13 protein-coding genes are annotated in these 16,493 nt (G+C 65.0%); 5 read left to right on the plus strand and 8 right to left on the minus strand.

The features are described from left to right. Nucleotides 1-409: 409 nt before the first annotated feature. The 5 genes from K1X74_09725 to K1X74_09745 all read right to left on the minus strand — a co-directional run bounded on the left by K1X74_09725 (nt 410) and on the right by K1X74_09745 (nt 7,355). Nucleotides 410-1,300 carry an endonuclease/exonuclease/phosphatase family protein gene (locus K1X74_09725; protein MBX7166612.1) on the minus strand — a complete coding sequence of 297 codons (891 nt, stop codon included), beginning with the start codon at nt 1,298-1,300 and terminating at the stop codon, nt 410-412. 161 nt (nt 1,301-1,461) lie between these two features. Further along, nucleotides 1,462-3,492 (minus strand): prolyl oligopeptidase family serine peptidase, encoded by a 2,031-nt coding sequence (locus K1X74_09730; protein MBX7166613.1) that lies wholly within the window; start codon nt 3,490-3,492, stop codon nt 1,462-1,464. Nucleotides 3,493-3,698: 206 nt separating this feature from the next. Then, entirely contained in the window at nt 3,699-5,006 is a 1,308-nt protein-coding gene (locus K1X74_09735) for a hypothetical protein (GenBank protein ID MBX7166614.1), read from the minus strand. A 133-nt stretch (nt 5,007-5,139) separates the two neighbouring features. Further along, nucleotides 5,140-6,264, minus strand: coding sequence for a hypothetical protein (locus K1X74_09740; GenBank protein ID MBX7166615.1), 1,125 nt, complete (start codon nt 6,262-6,264; stop codon nt 5,140-5,142). Further along, nucleotides 6,264-7,355 (minus strand): hypothetical protein, encoded by a 1,092-nt coding sequence (locus K1X74_09745; GenBank protein MBX7166616.1) that lies wholly within the window; start codon nt 7,353-7,355, stop codon nt 6,264-6,266. The genes K1X74_09740 and K1X74_09745 overlap by 1 nt, the downstream gene beginning before the upstream one ends. A 280-nt stretch (nt 7,356-7,635) precedes the next feature. Here K1X74_09745 and K1X74_09750 point away from each other — a divergent pair, with 280 nt between their 5' ends. The 3 genes from K1X74_09750 to K1X74_09760 are packed head-to-tail and all read left to right on the plus strand — an operon-like array spanning nt 7,636 to nt 9,951. Beyond that, nucleotides 7,636-8,247 (plus strand): 5-formyltetrahydrofolate cyclo-ligase, encoded by a 612-nt coding sequence (locus K1X74_09750; GenBank protein MBX7166617.1) that lies wholly within the window; start codon nt 7,636-7,638, stop codon nt 8,245-8,247. Next, nucleotides 8,244-9,182 (plus strand): formylmethanofuran--tetrahydromethanopterin N-formyltransferase, encoded by a 939-nt coding sequence (gene fhcD, locus K1X74_09755; GenBank protein MBX7166618.1) that lies wholly within the window; start codon nt 8,244-8,246, stop codon nt 9,180-9,182. Before K1X74_09750 ends, fhcD begins: the two co-directional genes overlap by 4 nt. Further along, a complete protein-coding gene (locus K1X74_09760) occupies nt 9,175-9,951 on the plus strand; it encodes a biotin--[acetyl-CoA-carboxylase] ligase (GenBank protein ID MBX7166619.1) in 777 nt (258 codons plus the stop codon). The genes fhcD and K1X74_09760 overlap by 8 nt, the downstream gene beginning before the upstream one ends. Here K1X74_09760 and K1X74_09765 read toward each other — a convergent pair. The 3 genes from K1X74_09765 to K1X74_09775 all read right to left on the minus strand — a co-directional run bounded on the left by K1X74_09765 (nt 9,924) and on the right by K1X74_09775 (nt 13,798). After that, on the minus strand, nt 9,924-11,000 hold the full coding sequence (locus K1X74_09765) for a hypothetical protein (GenBank protein ID MBX7166620.1): 1,077 nt from the start codon (nt 10,998-11,000) through the stop codon (nt 9,924-9,926). The genes K1X74_09760 and K1X74_09765 overlap by 28 nt on opposite strands. Before the next feature lie 123 nt (nt 11,001-11,123). Next, on the minus strand, nt 11,124-11,468 hold the full coding sequence (locus K1X74_09770; protein MBX7166621.1) for a response regulator: 345 nt from the start codon (nt 11,466-11,468) through the stop codon (nt 11,124-11,126). Then, a complete protein-coding gene (locus K1X74_09775) occupies nt 11,465-13,798 on the minus strand; it encodes a PAS domain S-box protein (protein ID MBX7166622.1) in 2,334 nt (777 codons plus the stop codon). The genes K1X74_09770 and K1X74_09775 overlap by 4 nt, the downstream gene beginning before the upstream one ends. A 444-nt stretch (nt 13,799-14,242) precedes the next feature. Here K1X74_09775 and K1X74_09780 point away from each other — a divergent pair, with 444 nt between their 5' ends. Together K1X74_09780 and K1X74_09785 are read left to right on the plus strand one after the other, a co-directional pair. After that, a complete protein-coding gene (locus tag K1X74_09780) occupies nt 14,243-15,928 on the plus strand; it encodes a c-type cytochrome (GenBank protein ID MBX7166623.1) in 1,686 nt (561 codons plus the stop codon). Between the two features lie 16 nt (nt 15,929-15,944). Next, nucleotides 15,945-16,472 carry a type 1 glutamine amidotransferase gene (locus K1X74_09785; GenBank protein ID MBX7166624.1) on the plus strand — a complete coding sequence of 176 codons (528 nt, stop codon included), beginning with the start codon at nt 15,945-15,947 and terminating at the stop codon, nt 16,470-16,472. The last annotated feature ends 21 nt before the right edge of the window (nt 16,473-16,493 follow it).

Genomic DNA, 16,493 nt, shown 5'->3' on the forward strand with positions numbered 1-16,493 from the left:
GTCGAGCGAGAACGTCAGCGGGGCTGCGAAGGCCGCATTCTCCTCGTTTTTGGGGTGAAAACCATCGTGGTGCGTACGTCCTCGTGGCCGATAGGTAGACCTGTATCGCATCCGGCCAACATTGCGACTCACGCAAGTTGTAACGTCGAAGTTCCTTGATTTCGATGGAGTGAAGTCGCGGTGCTCATTGCTTAAGGACGAACCGTCCTAGGCTGAATGTGCCAGGACAAGAAGGCCGCAGCAAACACGACTATCCGATTCTGCTTCGCAAGTTGTGCAAAACAGGGTGAATCTCTGGCGGTCTTGCGCGGAGCAAAATGCCCTGCAACTCACAACGAAATACGAGCAGCGCGACACGAGTGCCAGCTCGTCAACGTTCTCTGCTGCATGACCATCCGCCCGTCGCCGCTCAATCGAGCCGGATCGTCCCGAGCACTGCCAGGTGGTCGGTGATTTGGGGGCCGGCGAGGTCGAGGATCGTCGATTCGGCCCGCACGTCGCCGAACGTCAGGAGGTAGTCGATCCGCTTGTTTGGCTGCTGGTCGTTGCGAGTCGTCGTGGTGAGTGCGCCGGGCCGCTGCTGATAGGTGTCGCGGGCGCCGTCGAGCTGTTTGAAAATCACCTCGTAGGCCGCCGCGTCGGTCGAGCGGATGTTGAAGTCGCCGGCCAGGACGGCCATCTCGTCCCGCCGGTCGCCGACGAATTTACGGATGAACTCGCGGCATTCGCGGAGCTGATCGGGCTGGACCGACGGATCGCGCTTGCCGCCCGCCTGCAGGTGCGTCGTGAACACCGCCACGCTGCGGCCGTGCTTCGTCAGCCGGACGCCGACGATCCCTTTGCGAGCCAGCTTGTCGGCGCCGATCCCGCGGGTGAATTCCTGGTAGGCGAAATCCTCGAGCGGCAGTTGACTGAACACCATCAACCCCGAGGCCTGCATCACGGCCACGCCGGCGCCGAGGTCCGGCGCGTGCTTGACGTGAGGATACTTTGCGGCCAGGTCCTGGATCAGCCGATCGCGTGCCTTGACCGACCAGATCTCCTGCAACAGCACGACGTCGGGATCGTCCTCGAGCTCGATCAGGGCCTGCGCCAACCTTGCCGCCCGCTCGGTTTCGTCGGCCAGAATCTCCTGCTTCTTCTCCTTGAGCTTCTCGGGATAGAGCGCGAGGACCTGCTGCGGAAAAATGCCGGCGTTGTTGGACAGGACCCTGAGGCTGTTGTCGGCCGTCGACGGCTCGTCGGCCCATGCGCTGCTCGCAACAACCAACACCATCCCGGCCGCCAACAACACTCGCATGACGTCAAACTCCTCTCCGCAAAGTCGCGATGATCTCTGTCGCGACGGACTCCGTCGCACGCGAATGCCGCCCGGAGGCACTGCGACCGCCATGCAATACGTCGTCATTTTGGGATTGCGTCCCTGCAATCTAGCAGCCCCTTGAATTCTTCAACGGGATGCTAGGGTCGATCGACGAGCCGCCAGTGCTCGTCGAAAAACCCGGCGGCGACGATTTCGCCGGGCCCCCGGCTCGTCGCAGGGACGCGCGTATCGACCAACGCCCAATCGGGGAGCTTGGGCACTTGTCGCGCGTTGCTCAAATAGTCGTACTCGCGAAAGGTGAAGCCGCTGTTCAGCACGACGTAGCGTCGCGGGTTCAGCGGATTGGGGTAAATCAAGACCGGCATCACGGCCTCGACCGCATAGCTTTGCTGCCCGACATGCAACTGTTCTTGCTCCCAGCGAATAGGAAGCTGATCGGCGATCCGGGCCAGCACGCGATTGCTTTGCGGGTCGCCCCAGAGGACCAGGTTGCTGTCGGCAATGTCGGCATCCGTCAGGGCCGTGTCGTCCTTCACGCGCGCGTCGCCGCGGAATTGCTTCCGCCAATGCTCGATCGCGTGCTTCATTTCGGCATCGACCCAGGCGGCCGTCCGCTCGTGCGGCGTCGAGCCCGTCGGGCGCACCATGACGAACGAATCGAGGAACGCATCGTCAATCGGCCCCTGCAGGCCGGGGATCTTGCGCAGCGGATCGTCGCCCCCCGGCGGACCGACGCGCCAACCGTCGGCCGACTTGTGAAAGTCGGCCACCCAGGAACGGTCGGTTTGCACGGCGGGCGCTTCGAGCGCGTAGCCGTCGATCTGCACTGTCGGATGCTGGGTGTTGTCCAGGGGGCAGCCGCCGCTGGGCATCGATATCCGCAGCGCCGATACGTTCCCGGTTGCCACCTTCACCGTATGCGCGTCGATGATCTCGGCGTCGACGCGGGCACGCTTCCAGTGTTCCTCAAGGCCCTCGAGGCGGATCCAGAGACACTCGGGATAACGGAGCGTGAACGTCGTAAACCGCACCCGCTGCGGCACCGGGTTTCGACCGCGGGCCACGATCGCATCGATGCGGCGGTTGATCTCTTCCTTGGCTTGCGGGTGATACGAATGGGCCGTGTTGGGCCCGATCACGTGTGTCAGTTCCATGCCCTCGGCACGCAGGGCGGTAGCCATGATGTCGGCGGCCTGCTTTTGCCGATCGACTTCCCCGCTGTACGCCACGGTCGGACAGTTGAACAGGTTCGCCGCATAGTCGGTGCAATCGTAGAGCTGCCAAAGCGTTTGCTCGTACCAGGGCGGGGCCACCTGTTCGCTTTGAAACACCCGCAGGAACTCGCGCGTCTCGGCGAAACCGGCTCCCGGCGCTGCGGCCGCGAACCGACCCGGGTAGTGCACGGCGAACTGCCAGCAAGCGGCGCCGCCCATCGAAAAGCCGCGAATCACGACGCGATTGTCGTCGATCGGGTAGCGCCGCTTGACGTCTGCGAGCGCTTCGAAGAGATCGATCTCGCCGGCGAATTTGTTGGCGTTGCAATAGCGGCCGTAAAGATGCACGACGAACGCGTCGGGGGGCGTGAACTGGCCCGGGGACGAGTCCGCGATAAAGTTCAGCTCGCTGAGCGTCTCGCCTCGGCCATGGCACCAGAAATCGAGCCGATGCGCACGTTCGCTCGCGGGGTCATAACCCGGCGGAATCACGATCCGGTAGGGCTGAATCGAACCGTCGATCTTCGAGACGTAGGCGTGCACTCGCACGGCCTGCGTCGCAATCGCTTTCCCGTCATCGAGCCGCTCTCCCTTGGCGAGCAGGCTTGCCAGCTCCTCGCCGCGCGCGAGTAGTCTGTCGGCGACCTCGATCTCGCGAGGCTGGAAGAATTCGCCGTACTGCAGCGCGTAGCGCACCGCCTTGGCATAGATTTCGACATCCGGCAACTGGGCGACCAGCTCGGGGTGCTCGCGCCCTTGATCGCGCAAGGCGGCGAGCTGGGAGTCGAGGTGGGCCAGCGCTCCCTGCAATCGCTCGGCGTCTTCGGGCGCGACCGCGATGCCCGCCGGAGGTACCGGCCGCACCGTGCCTGCGTTGTTGTCGGCCGGTCCATCGGCCCTGGCGATTGCCATCGCGGTCATCGCCAGCACGGCAGCCAGGCAGATACTCTTCATGCAAATCACCAGGGCCGAGAAGTGGGATCGAAAGCCGAGGAAAGGCACATGTTAGCCCATGCCGCATCGCCGGGCGACAACGCGCCGACGTCCTCGGCGCACCGCTCCGCCCGCGCGCAACGAGCTACCTAAACGGCTATCCGGCGATCCGCCGGCCGTCTTCGCCATGCGTACGGAGGTGCTGGCGCAGAACGCTGCCAGTGGGCCTATTTGCCGCCGGCGGCTCCCGGACGCGGCGAATCGGTAATCAGCTTCATCGCGTGCTCGATCAGCAATTCGCCGGTCATCTCGCCCAGCGAAGTCTGCGAGATGTAGTCGTAGCGCTCGAAGCTTTTGAAGTCGACCTTGGTGAGGATGTAGCCGAAGGCGTCGTTCGTCAGGCCGAACAGCAAATTGTGTTCGCCCTTCATCTGCCGCTTGAGATAGAAGCCGATGTTGGGAAGCGCCTCGCCCGGGATCGTCAGGATCTGCGCGTTGCCCACGTTTACGAGGTTCATCCGCGTGGTGATCGACTTGTCGTCGTTGTGCGGATACTTGAGCGGCGAACCCTGAATGATCAGCCACATCAGCCGCGACTCGACCGGGAACTTGGCTGCGAGCGCATAGCAGGCCAAGGGCGGATCGGCCTGCGGCTTGGCATCTTTCACGATCCGCTCGGCCTCGGACGCCATCAGCTTGCCGATCCGCAGGCACTCCTCCCAGGTCCGCGCATCGTGCCAACGCGCCTTGGCCGGGTCCGACGGCTGGTCGAGCAGCCGGTTGTCGGCCGTGATCATGCCCCCTTGCGCACCGTTGAAGAACAGCCCCATGCCACCGAGATCGGCTTCGAGTTGATCGCACAACGGGCCGACCAGGTCGGGGCTGAGCACGCCCAGCTCGTTGCCGAGCACTTCGGGATGAATCGCGTAGTTGACCAGCGTGCCGATCGACTTACCGTCGGACGCGACCGCTTGAATGACGCTCATTCGCGGGTCGTACAACTCGGGAGCGTAATAGTTGTAGGCGATCTTCCCTTGAGCCTCGCCCGTGGCAATCTTCAACTCGGCCGGCTGCAGGTGATCGAGCGCCTCGTTGATCGCTTTGGCCGCCTGGTTGCAGACGAAGTCCATGTATTCGAGGTTGCCCGACACTTTGCCGTCGAAACCGGGAAACCCGTAGCAGTCCGGTGCGCTGTGCGTGTGCGTCGAGCCGATCAGGATGTTCTCGGCCGGGATTCGCGGCACCTGCTTGTGCACCCGCGCACACAGCACCGAGGGGAACCCGAGCAGATCGAGCTGCACGAACGCCACGCGGGTGTCGCCCTGTTCGAACACGATGGCCCGGGCCGTCAGATCGCCTTGTTTCGACTTGGACGGTTTGCCCGGGCCGACACCGCCGGAGATCGGCAACAGCGGGTCGGGCGTGATGATCGCCTTGCCGACGCCGGCCTTAAACTCGGCGTGCGCGAGCGATGCCATCGAAACCAAGGAAGTTGAAACAACGAAGAGCAAGCTCAGCGTGACGATTCGCCGCATGATGCACACCTTAGAGTACGAGGACAACGGACGCGATTGCGGGCGATTATAGGTTCGCCGCAGCCGAATTGCTCGCCCGGGTGCGCAATACTCTCGGGCCAGCCGAATGACGCCGGGGCAGGGCCGGCGGCGGCTAGTAGATCAGCCCGCCGCGCAACAGCAGGGTGTCGTCCGGCGAAAAGTTGCCGGCGTCGCTGAGATATTCGACCTCGCGGCCGAACACGTAACCAATTTCGGTCCGCGTGGACAGGCCCGTCGTAACCTGGCGCTCCAGGCCCAGCAGCAGTCGATAATCACGCAGCGTGGCGACGTCTTCGGTTCCATTGGCCCGCAGAATCGCATACGAGCCGCCGCCGAATTCGGTGCCCACGTACCACCACCACTGCGCGTCGCCGGGGGGCCCCAGCGCCCAGGCCACGCGCGGGCGCGGGAAGAGCAGCTCGACCTTGGTCATGCCGTCGGGACTGTTCCACATGAAGCCGGCCGCCGGCAGCAGGCTCACGTCCTCGCGATCGAGATAGACCACACCGAGCAGGAACTTGGTCGTTTCGGACCAGTTATAGATGCCGATGCCGCGGCCCTGAATCCGCAGTCCGCGAGAATCGCCCGATTGGAAGTCGCTATAGAGCCACGGTGCGATGGCCAGGTCGGCCGTCCAACGCTCGTTAATGGGAGTCAGCCAGCGAAACTCGACGCCGGTGTCGTACAGCCGTGCGGGCAGATCGCTGACGGTCGGGCCGTCGAGATAGTGCACCGCGAAGCCAGGCGACACCAGAAACGGCGGCCACACGCCGGGAATTGGCACCGCCAGTGTGGCGCGTGCATCGAGCGTCGAAATGCCGAGCCCCTCGGAACCGCCTCCCGCGAGCCACGTGCCGGTAAAGCTCGCCCGCTGCAGCATGCCTTCTTTAGCGCCCGGCGGAGTGAGGCGACTTTGGGTCAGGGCATTCGGCGCGGCCGGCGCCGGCCCGGCGTAAACCGGCGGCTCGACCGGCTCTGGACCGAGCCACTCTTGCTGGGGCGCCATGCCGCTGACGCGCTCGATGCCCGAGGCCGCCACGGACGTCTGCCCGGCCTGAGCGAGCGGCATTTGCTGAGGCAACGCGACCGCCGCAGGAGGCGGCGCAAAGAGCGACGGCGGCGTGGCCGCGGGGAACTGCTGCGCAGCGGCGTGGGGCATGCCGATCGCCAGACAGGCGATCAACCACCGCGCTGGCGTGGCTCCGGCGGCGCGGGCCTGGGAAATGAGGCGGCGCATCAGAACGCCACGCCCGCGCGAATCATGAACGTATCGCCGGGATCGAAATCGGTCGGGTCGACCTCGTACTTGATCTCGCGGTTGAACACATAACCGATTTCAGCCCAGCCGCGCGGACCCTGAAAACGCAGCCACTCGATGCCCAGGCGAATGCGGATATCGTTCAAGTCGAACGAGTCCTTGGTGCCCGAGGCACGGGTGATGGTCCACGAGCCGCCCCCGTATTCGCCGGCCAGGTAGAGCCAGAGATCGGTGTTGCCGACGGTGGTGAGGCGTTCGGAGAGCTTGGGATAGGGGAACACCAGCTCGTAGCGCGTGTCAGGGTCGGGTGTCCAGATCACGCCGCCGGCCGGCAGGAGTTTGACGTTGTTGCGATCGAGGTAGACGATACCGGCCGTCAGCTGCCAGGCCTGGTTGAGCGTGAGCACGCCGAGGCCCCGGCCCAGGAATCGCATGCTGTGATTGTCGAAATAGGAGAAGTCGGTATAGGCCCCGATGCGAAAGCCCAGATCGGCGCCGACGGTGGGACTGAACTGCGGCCGCCAGGCCGTATCGAGGTAGGCGTCGTAGATCTGCGCAGGCAGGTCGGGACCACCGCCGGGCGGCGTTTCCGGGCCGTCCCAAAGGTGGAGTGAAAAGCCGGGCGTAATCAAGAACGGCTGCGGTGCGCCGAACAGCGGAACCGCAAACGTGGCGGCCAGGTCCGTGTCGTTCATTTCGACGTCGAGACCGCCGTTGCCGTAGATATAGGTCTGCTGGATGCGAATTTCTTGCAGGAACTTCGTCGCGCTGGCCGGCAGCCAGCTACTGGGCTGCGTGAAATAGTTCTGCTGCGGCGCCAAGGTCGGCGGTTGCAGCGCCGGGTCGCCGTAGATGTCCCACTGCGGCGTCGGTGCCTGGATCGTGCCCGGGAGCGTCGCTCCGGGCGGCGTATAGGTCGGCGGGGTGCCTGGCGGCAGATACTGCGGTGTTCCGGGCGGCGCGTATTGCTGCGCGTAAGGCGGCGCGTAGGGTGCCGGGGTGCCCGGCGCCTCGGCCACGGGCGAGGGAAACGTCACGCGTTGGGCATTCGCGCAGGGCGACAATGCCACACAACTCCAAGCCGCGAAGAATCCGGCCCGAAGGCGTACCGAGCTCTTTGAACGCCACGCCGCTAGCAACTGCATCAAGGCACCTGGAGGGTTCCGGGCGAAGGTTCTTATCCGGGGCCGGAAAATGGGTCAAGGTCGATCGGCCCGTTGGGGCGCCAGCAACGCGCTCGCGCGGCGACTGTCGAGCCACGGCTCGTTGTCTTCCAGGCGCGATTCGGTACGATAGCGGCCTTGTGCCAGCGTGCGGCGTTCGCCGGCGCTTTCTGGAGTCGAGGCCCCGATGAACACACCGGATGTGAGCGACGTTCAGGCCCGCAAGACGGCCATTCGCGAGCAGGCGCACGCCCGTCGCCGCGAGCAAGAGAACAAAGACGAGCTGAGCGCAGTCATCTGCGAGCGATTCCTGGCCTTGCCGGCCTATCAGCGGGCACGGACCGCGATGTTCTACGTCGACGTGCGGACCGAGGTCCGCACGCGGCAGCACCTGCCCGCCGCGCTGACCCACGGCAAGCGGATCGTGGTCCCTTGGTGCAACGACCAGGGGGAGTTGGAGCTGTTCCACCTGACCGACATGAACGAGCTGGCGGTCGGGATGTACAAGATCCTCGAGCCGCGGGCCGAATTGCGCTCGCTGCCGGAAAAACAGGTGCCGATCGAAGAGCTCGACATCGTGATGGTGCCCGGCGTGGCCTTCGACCGGCGAGGGGCGCGGATGGGCCACGGCAAAGGGTACTACGACAAGCTGCTCGAACACGCCCGCCCCGATGCGCCGCTGGTAGCACTGGCGTTCGAATGCCAGTTGTTCGACGAGATTCCGACTGCTTCCCATGACGTCTTCATGGATCTCATCCTGACCGAAGCGGCTGAGTACGCCGGCCGGGGACGAGCATGAGCGTCGCTCAGCGCGCCGAAATCGACGATACCTACGCGGAAGCGTTTCGCAGCATCTTTGCCGAAGTGCTGATCACGGCCCGCGATCGGCGCTGGCTGGACGAGGCCGTGCGGGCAGCCACGGGCAATGCCTCGAGCACGATCCTCTGCGACTGCGAGGCGGGGCTCGACCGCTACGTGGGCCCCGGCGGCGATCCTGCGTTCGCCACGCCCGACGGCCGGCCGGGGGCCATCGTGCAGTTTCACGTGCCGCGATTTCGCAAGGACCGCGTCGAGCATCTCGAGCGGTTGCTGCTGGTGCGGCTGAGCCAGAACGTGCTCACGTGCCCGACGGCGAGCTGCTTCAACCTGCTCGACACCGAGCCCTATTTCAAGCTGGGGCGGAAGATCGCGTTCTTCGGCGACGGCTATCAATACCGTGACCAGCGGCACGGCCGCAAAGTGTGGGTCATCCCGATCCTCGGAGGCGAGTTCATTCTCGACCGGCGGTTCGGGTTTCGCGACGGACTGATGGGCGGCAATATCTGGTACCTGGGTCAAAGTCTGGACGCAGCCTTGGCAGCCGCCGAACGCGGCGTTGCGGCGGTCGCAGACACGCCGGGAGTCATCATGCCGTTTCCTGGCGGGATCGCCGCGAGCGGCTCGAAGGCCGGCAGCCGCTACTCGTTTTCGATCGCCAGCACCTATCACAACTACTGCCCGACGCTGCGCGAGCAATTGGGCGACGATTCCCGCGTGCCGCCGGGCGTCGGTTCGATCATGGAGATCATCATCAACGGCCGCGACTTGCCCACGATCGTCGCCGCGACGCAAGCCGCGCTGCGCGCCAGCGTCGAGACGCCGGGGCTGGTCCGCATCTCGGCCGGGAACTATGGCGGCCGGCTCGGCAAGAGTTTTATCTATCTGCACCCCGACAAGCAGCCGCGCGATGCTTGACCAGGAAGCGGCGCAGCGCCTCCTGGCCGAATCGTTCGTGGCGCATGTCGAATGGCACGACGAAATCGGCTCGACCAACGACCGTGCGCGCCAATGGGCCTCGTCGGTCTCAGCCCTTGGTGAGCCCGTGCTCATCGTGGCCGATCAGCAGACCCAAGGACGGGGCCGCGGCGGGAATCGGTGGTGGACTGGCCGCGGCGCGCTGGCAGCGAGCTTGTTGTTCGACCCGGCCCGATTCGGCCTGGCGCGCGAACTGCACCCGCGGCTGTCGCTGGCGACCGGCGTGGCGCTGGTCGACGTGGTCTCCGCTCAGTTGCCGGGGCAGCTCGTCGGCTTACACTGGCCCAACGACGTCTATGCGGCGGGCCGCAAGATCGCCGGCATCTTGCTCGAGGGCCTGCCCGACGGACGACAAATCGCCGGGTTCGGGCTGAACGTGAACAACCGCTCCGGCGACGCCCCGCAGGAGCTCCAGGCGATCGTCGCCACGATGTGCGACCTGGCCGGCCGCGAATTCGATCGTGTGGAGCTGCTGATCCAGGTCTTGCAGGCGTGCCAACGACGCTACGAACAATTGGCTCGGGACCCCGCGGCACTGGGCCGACAATGCGACGAGCTGTGCTTGCAGCATGGCGAGGTGGTGACGCTGGAACTCGGCCAGGGCACGGTGACGGGCGTGTGCCGCGGCGTCGCCCTGGATGGCGCGTTGGTCTTGGCCACGCCCGCGGGTTTGCGCTCCTTTTATGCCGGTGCACTACGACGGCTGTAGTCGCGCGGGGCGCGGCGCAAGGCCGCCACGCAGACCTCTTGGCGATTCATCTGCAACTGCCGCGCGCGGACGTCGGCAAATCCCCAACCGCGAATGCGCTCGAGGTAAGCCGGTAGCTCGGCGGCCAGCGACCAGTCGAGCAACTTGAGCGTCAGCAACAGCCCGCGAATGTTGACGCGGGCATTGGTGACGATCGACTCGACGGTGTCGAGCGTGTATTGCGGGGCGACGTTCAGGTCGGCCGTCAGCCAGCGGACTTCGCGCAGCTCGCGCTTGGGGATTTCCGCCCCGCGCAGTTGCAGATGCCGAAAATTCGGCTGCGCAAGCACGTCGGGGTGCATGGCGGCCGGATCGACACCGATCACCCGCAGCCCGCGGTCGAGCAAGGCCTGGCTCGACCCGCCCGGTGCGCTGCCGATCTCTACGACCACCTGGCCGGAGCGCACCGGCAGCCGCGACCAGCGCAACCCTTCGACCATTTTGAGGTAGGCGCGCGACACAGCCGTGGGCGGCAATTCATAACGCCGCAGACCGCCCGGGGTGCGCGACGCGCCCCGTCCCGTGCGATGAAAACCGCACCACCATTCGGCGGGTTCGACCAGGATACAGTCGAGCACGAGCATGCCTTTGGCCAGCGGCTCGTGCTGATCGGCAGGCGGTTCCGTGCCGCGCGCGCCTGGTGGGCGGGCGGAGAGCAACTGGCGATGCACCGCGTCGGCCAACTCGGTCGGTGCCGGTTCGTAGCCCTGAGCGCCCGGCTCGGCCAGATCGCGTTGCCACACGTGCACGGCGGCAATTTCCAGGTCGGCCACCTTGGCCCAGGCCGTCGCGGCGCGCAGCTGGTCGTCGTCGCCTTCGGCGCGCCCGAGCGAGAAGACGTTGGTGCGTGCAAACACGCTTGCCAGGGCAAAATCGTCGGGCAGCGAGTGCTCAGCCGGCAGCTTGAAGGTCAGAAACCCGGGCCGCGAGAACGACAATCGCAAGTGCGGATAGCGCGCGGCCAATTCGTGCTTGACGGCGCCCTCGGCGCCGCGCTGGCACGTCAACATCAGGAAACCGGGTTCGGGCACGCGATAGGGCGAGGGTTCGAGTTCCGACGCCGGGCCAGCGGGCCGGGCTCGTCGAGCGGTAGCAGTCTGCAGCGGCGGGCCACAGGCGCTCGCCGCCGATCCTCATTGCAGCGCTTGCGCCAGGTCCGTCAACGAGAATGGTTTCTCAAGAATCTTCAGCGTTTTCAAGACCGCCAGCTCAGGGTTCATGTCGTGGGCCGAATAACCGGTCATGATCACGACGCGCAACTGGGGGTTGATCGACTGCATCTGACGCGCGACATCGAGTCCGTCGGGCCCCACACCCAGCCGCCAGTCGGTCACCAGCACGTCGAGCAGGCGCGCGTCGATCTTCAGCGCCTCACTGCCGTTGTGCGCGATCTGCACGGTATATCCGCTCTCGGCCAAGGCCTGCTGCAGATGACGGCAATATCCCTCTTCATCGTCCACGACCAGGATGCGTTTCATTTTGAGCCCTCCGGCTGGGTCCCCGTGTCGTGTTCCATCTCGCGGGGCAAGCAAACTTCGATCGTGGTGCCTTCGCCCGGCGCCGACTGCACGCCGATGCTGCCGCCATGGGCGAGTACGATGCCGTGCACCAGGCTGAGTCCCAAGCCGGTGCCGCCTTCGTGGCTGCGGGTCGAATAGAACGGGTCGAAGATCCTGTTGCGCTGCTCGTCGTTCATACCGCGACCGCGATCGCAAACGGCCAGCACCACCGCATCTTTGTCGGCGCGCGTCCGGACGGTGACCTGCGATTCGCGCGGGCTGGCCTCGATCGCATTGCGGAGCAAATTGACCAGCACCTGCTCCATCTCGGTCTCTTGGACCCGCACAGGTGGCAGGTTCTCGGCCAGCTCGGCCACGATCAGCACGCCACGGCTGGCCCCGTATTCGCGGACCAGCCCGACGGCCGAACGCACCAACTCGTTGCATTCGGCCGGGCGAGGTTGGAGGTTGCCTTCGCGCGCAAATCGCAGCAACCCGCGCACGATCCGGCCGCAGCGCTTGGCATCTTGCACGATTTGTTCCAAGGCCTGCTGCAACCGCGGGGTCTCGATCAACTCGTTCGATGCGCCCAAGGCCAGCTCGGCGGCGAGCTGAATCGTGCCGACCGGGTTGTTGATTTCGTGGGCGATGCCGGCGGCCAGCGTGCCGAGGGCCACCAGGCGGTCGGACTGACGGAGCTTCATTTCCGCCGCTTTGCGTTCGCTGAGATCGACATATGTCGATCGCGTCATGACAAACTTGCCCTGATCGTTGTAGGTCGCCGCGACATTGAGCAACGCGGGAAACGTCGTGCCATCGCGGCGGCGAAGGTCGATCTCGACGTCCTTGAGGTAGCCTTGCTGTTTCATGCGCTCAAACCGTTCACGGACCCGTTCCGCGGGCTCCGCCGCGATCTGGCTGATGTGCATGCGGCCCACGACTTCGTCGCGCGAATAACCGAGCCATTCCAGAGCCGTCCGATTAATCTCGACGATCGTTCCGTTTTCGTCGAGCGAATGGTAACCACAGGGGGCCTGGTCGTAGAGATCACGTATGCGTTCGCCGGCTTGCCGCAGCGCGGCCTCGGCCGCGCGGCGCGACCGTATATCGCGCAAGCTGACAATTAAATGAGTTACATTAGTCCCAGCCACGCGCACGGGAGATACACTTGCGTCAGCCAGCAAGGGCGCTCCGTCTTTCCGAGTGCCGGTAATCTCGCAATACGCCCCGCGACCGGTCGCGAGCGCCCGCTGCGCGGCGGCCAGGAACTCTTGGCCAAGCGACCTGGCCAGATCTCGTAAAGGCCGGCCGTCGAGATCTTGGGCAGTGAAGCCGGTGAGCGCGGTAAATGCAGGGTTCAAATAATCGATCGCCGCTCCGTCCTGGTGCGGCCGTCGGCGGGTGATCAGCACGGCTTCGTGCGATTGCTCGACGGCGGCGAAATTGACTCGCAGCGTGCGCAGGTGCTGTCGTCTCAAGGTAGTGGCGCGTTGGGCCATCCAGGTCACCAATCCAGCACCCATCGACAACACGGCGATGGTGCCCCATTGGCCGTTGCTCAGGCCGGTCGAACTCGGTTGGCGGTCAACAATCAGCACCTCGCTGGGCAAACCGGCGTCGCGCAGGCTCAAGCCAAAGATGTTGGGGGGCGCGACCGCCGCGGCCGTTTGGAACACGACTTCGTTGCCTTGCACAAAGCGCAGCCCCCGCCGATCGAGCGTGCTGCTCGGCACCGTGTCCGCGATCTGGGTGTTCAGGGAAAATATGGCGGCCAGTGTGCCGTGCAGCTCTTCGCCACGGAACACGGGCCGGAAGAGATAGAAGCCCGTTTCGCCGGTCGCCAGCCCGACAATCGGGGAGAATGTTGCCATCCGCGATTGCTGCGATTGGCGCATGGCTGCGAGGGCGACCGCCGATTCGAGCGGCCGGTCCAGCAGACTTTCGGACCCTTGCTGGGGCACGATCCTGCGGCGGAGACCCTGCGCATCATGCCATTGAAGCCGCAGCAGCGCGGGATGAGCCTGGACGTACTTTTCGCATTGCGCGACGAGGCCCGGTGCGCCGTCGCCCAGGTCGAGAATGCGGTCGGCTACAATGTCTACGAACGCCTCGTGGGCCTCGAGTCCATCGACAAGCGTGTTGTGGACCCAAGCCAGATCGTTGCGCAGCATTTCGAGCTGTGCGCGCGTCTCGCGATCGTGCTCCGCCCAAACGAACCCAAAGGCGACAAAGGTCAGCAGCCAAGCCACCAAGGTCGGCAGCAGCCAACTGGCCAGGCCCTCGTCACGTCTATGAATCCCGTCATCCATTCGCCGCGATTCCTTCGACCGATTCCTGAACCCACGCTCGCCCGAACGACCAGGCATGGACAGAGTTACCCCCCGCACGATTCGGGCACTCGCGATGGCCAGGCCGTTCGCGGGGAGGAATTGTCAGACTTCCAGCCTAATCCGCCAACAACCCTGTGTGCGGTTACGCCGGTTGAGGTCACGTGCCCAGGCGGCACCGAGCGAGCAAAGAGCCGAGCCCATCGCAGTCCGCAACCTCCAGCCTTGAAGCCCCGCCCCTGGCAGAGCCCCCAAGCCTCGGACGCGGCATTATGCGACTCGATTGCAAAACCTGCAAATCGCAAGACCGGCTTGGGCAAGCCTTTTCCTACCAGGCTCATTGTATATGTCTTGTGTTTCACCTTTCCTGCGAATGTAGTCGGAGATGATGCCACCCAACGGTTTCGTTCACCCGTCGATCTCCAATTGCTCGATCAAGGCCGCCTGGCCGTCGTGGTCAATCAATCCTCAAACAGCGTATCGCTCGTCGCTCTCGGTACCGGCACGGTGCTCGACGAATGTTCGGTTGGCCGCCGGCCCTCCGCCATCATGCTGTCGCCCGCCGGCGAGCCGTGGGTGACGACGGCCCATGGCGGTGAAGTGATCCGGCTCACATGCGATGGACTTCGCCTCGCCGTGCAAGCCCGTGTCTCGATTGGCGGCGAGCCCCATGGACTGGCATTCAGCCCGGACGGCAAGACAGCCTACGTCGCCCAGGTGGCAGCCGCTCAGATCGCGGTGATCGATACCGCCACCATGGCGCGGACCGGCCAGATTCCGGTCGGTCGCTGGCCACGCTACCTGGCGATGAATCCCGACGGCGATCGGCTGGCCGTGGGACTGTCGGGCGAAGGGGGCATCGCCGTCGTCGACGTGGCCACGCAACAAGTGCTGTTTCGCGAGAACTTCCTGGGGCTCAACTTCGGCCACATGCGCGCGTCGCACGATGGCCGCCATGTCTACTTTCCGTGGGTGGTCTATCGCAATAATCCCATCACGCAATCCAACATTCGTTTGGGCTGGGTGCTGGCGAGCCGAATTGCCCGCGTCAGGCTCGACGAACATCATCGTCGCGAGGCCCTTTCGCTCGATCCGCCTGGTCGCGCCGTCGCCGACCCGTTCGGCATCGATCTGACTCCCGATGAGCAGTGGATCGTCGCCACAGCTTCGGGGTCGCACGAATTGCTGATCTACCGGGCCGAAGGACTGCCCTGGAAGGACTACGGCGGACCGGGCGATCACATCGATCCCGAGCTGTTGGCCGATGGCGAGCGTTTCGCGCGAGTCGAGCTCGGTGGCCGCCCCCTGGCAGTACGCGTCGCGGCCGATGGCCGCCGCGCGTGGGTGGCCAATGCCTTGCTCGACGCATTGCAAGAGGTCGACCTGGTCGAGCGGCGCGTCGTGCGCGAGATTCGCTTGGGAGGTCCCACCGAGCCGAGCCTGGCTCGGCTCGGCGAAGCGATTTTCTTCGATGGCCGCCGCAGTCTCGATCAGTGGTATAGCTGTCATACCTGTCACTATGAAGGAGGTACAAACCTCCTCACGATGGACACGACCAACGACGGACAGTTCCATGGCACCTTCAAGACGGTCAAGCCGCTGTTCGACGTGACAAGAACCGGGCCCTGGACCTGGCACGGCTGGCAGCATGACTTCCCGGCGGCGCTGCGCAAGTCGCTCGACGACACCATGCTCGGGCCGCAGCCCACCGACGAGGACGTGACCGCGCTGGCCGCCTACCTCGAAACACTCCGGCCGGCCCCGCCCAGCGGCGCGCTCGACGCGGAAGGCCGCCTGACTCCCGCCGCGGCGCGCGGCCAGGCAATTTTTGCCGGCGAAGTCGCGGGCTGTGCCCAATGTCATCGAGGTCCGTACCTGTCTGACGAGGAGGTGCACGACGTGGGCACGGGATCGCCGGGCGACAAGTACCAGGGCTTCAACACGCCGGTCCTCATCGGCGTGGCCCAGCGTGCGCGTTGGTTGCACGACGGCCGGGCAAGATCGCTCCAAGAGCTGCTAACGGGCCCTCATGCTCCCGAGCAGGTAGGCGGTCAGCGCGCCTTGACCCCCGAGGAGCGCGCCGATTTGATTGAGTACCTGCAAAGTCTTTAACCGGGAGCCGAGCAAGATGGTACCGCTGCCCTTGGCGGGAAAACGCTTCCTGTTCTTTGTCGACGAGGTCTACGAAGACCTGGAGTTGTGGTATCCGCGGCTGAGACTGATCGAGGCCGGTGCGGCCATCACGGTCGCGGGCCCCAAGGCGGGCCACAAGTACTTGGGCAAACACGGCTACCCTTGCGTCGCCGACGCCGCGATCGCCGATATGGAAGCCGGCGACTTTCACGGCGTGGTGTTGCCCGGCGGGTTCATGCCCGACAAGCTGCGACGCGACGCCCAGGTGCTGAATATCGTCCGCTCGATGGACCAGGCCGCCAAACTGGTCGCCGCCATTTGCCACGGTGGTTGGATCGCCATCTCGGCGGGGGTTTATCGAGGAGTCCGGGTGACCGGCTCCCTGGGGATTAAAGACGATTTGATCAATGCCGGCGCGCATTGGGAGGACGCTCCCGTGGTGGTCGACCGGCACTTCGTGTCGAGCCGCAAGCCCGACGACTTGCCCGATTTTTGTCGTGCCATCCTCGGCGTGGTTTCCTGAACGAGCGTTAAGAACGACACG

This window comes from Pirellulales bacterium (genome assembly GCA_019694435.1).
Lineage (GTDB): Bacteria > Planctomycetota > Planctomycetia > Pirellulales > JAEUIK01 > JAIBBZ01.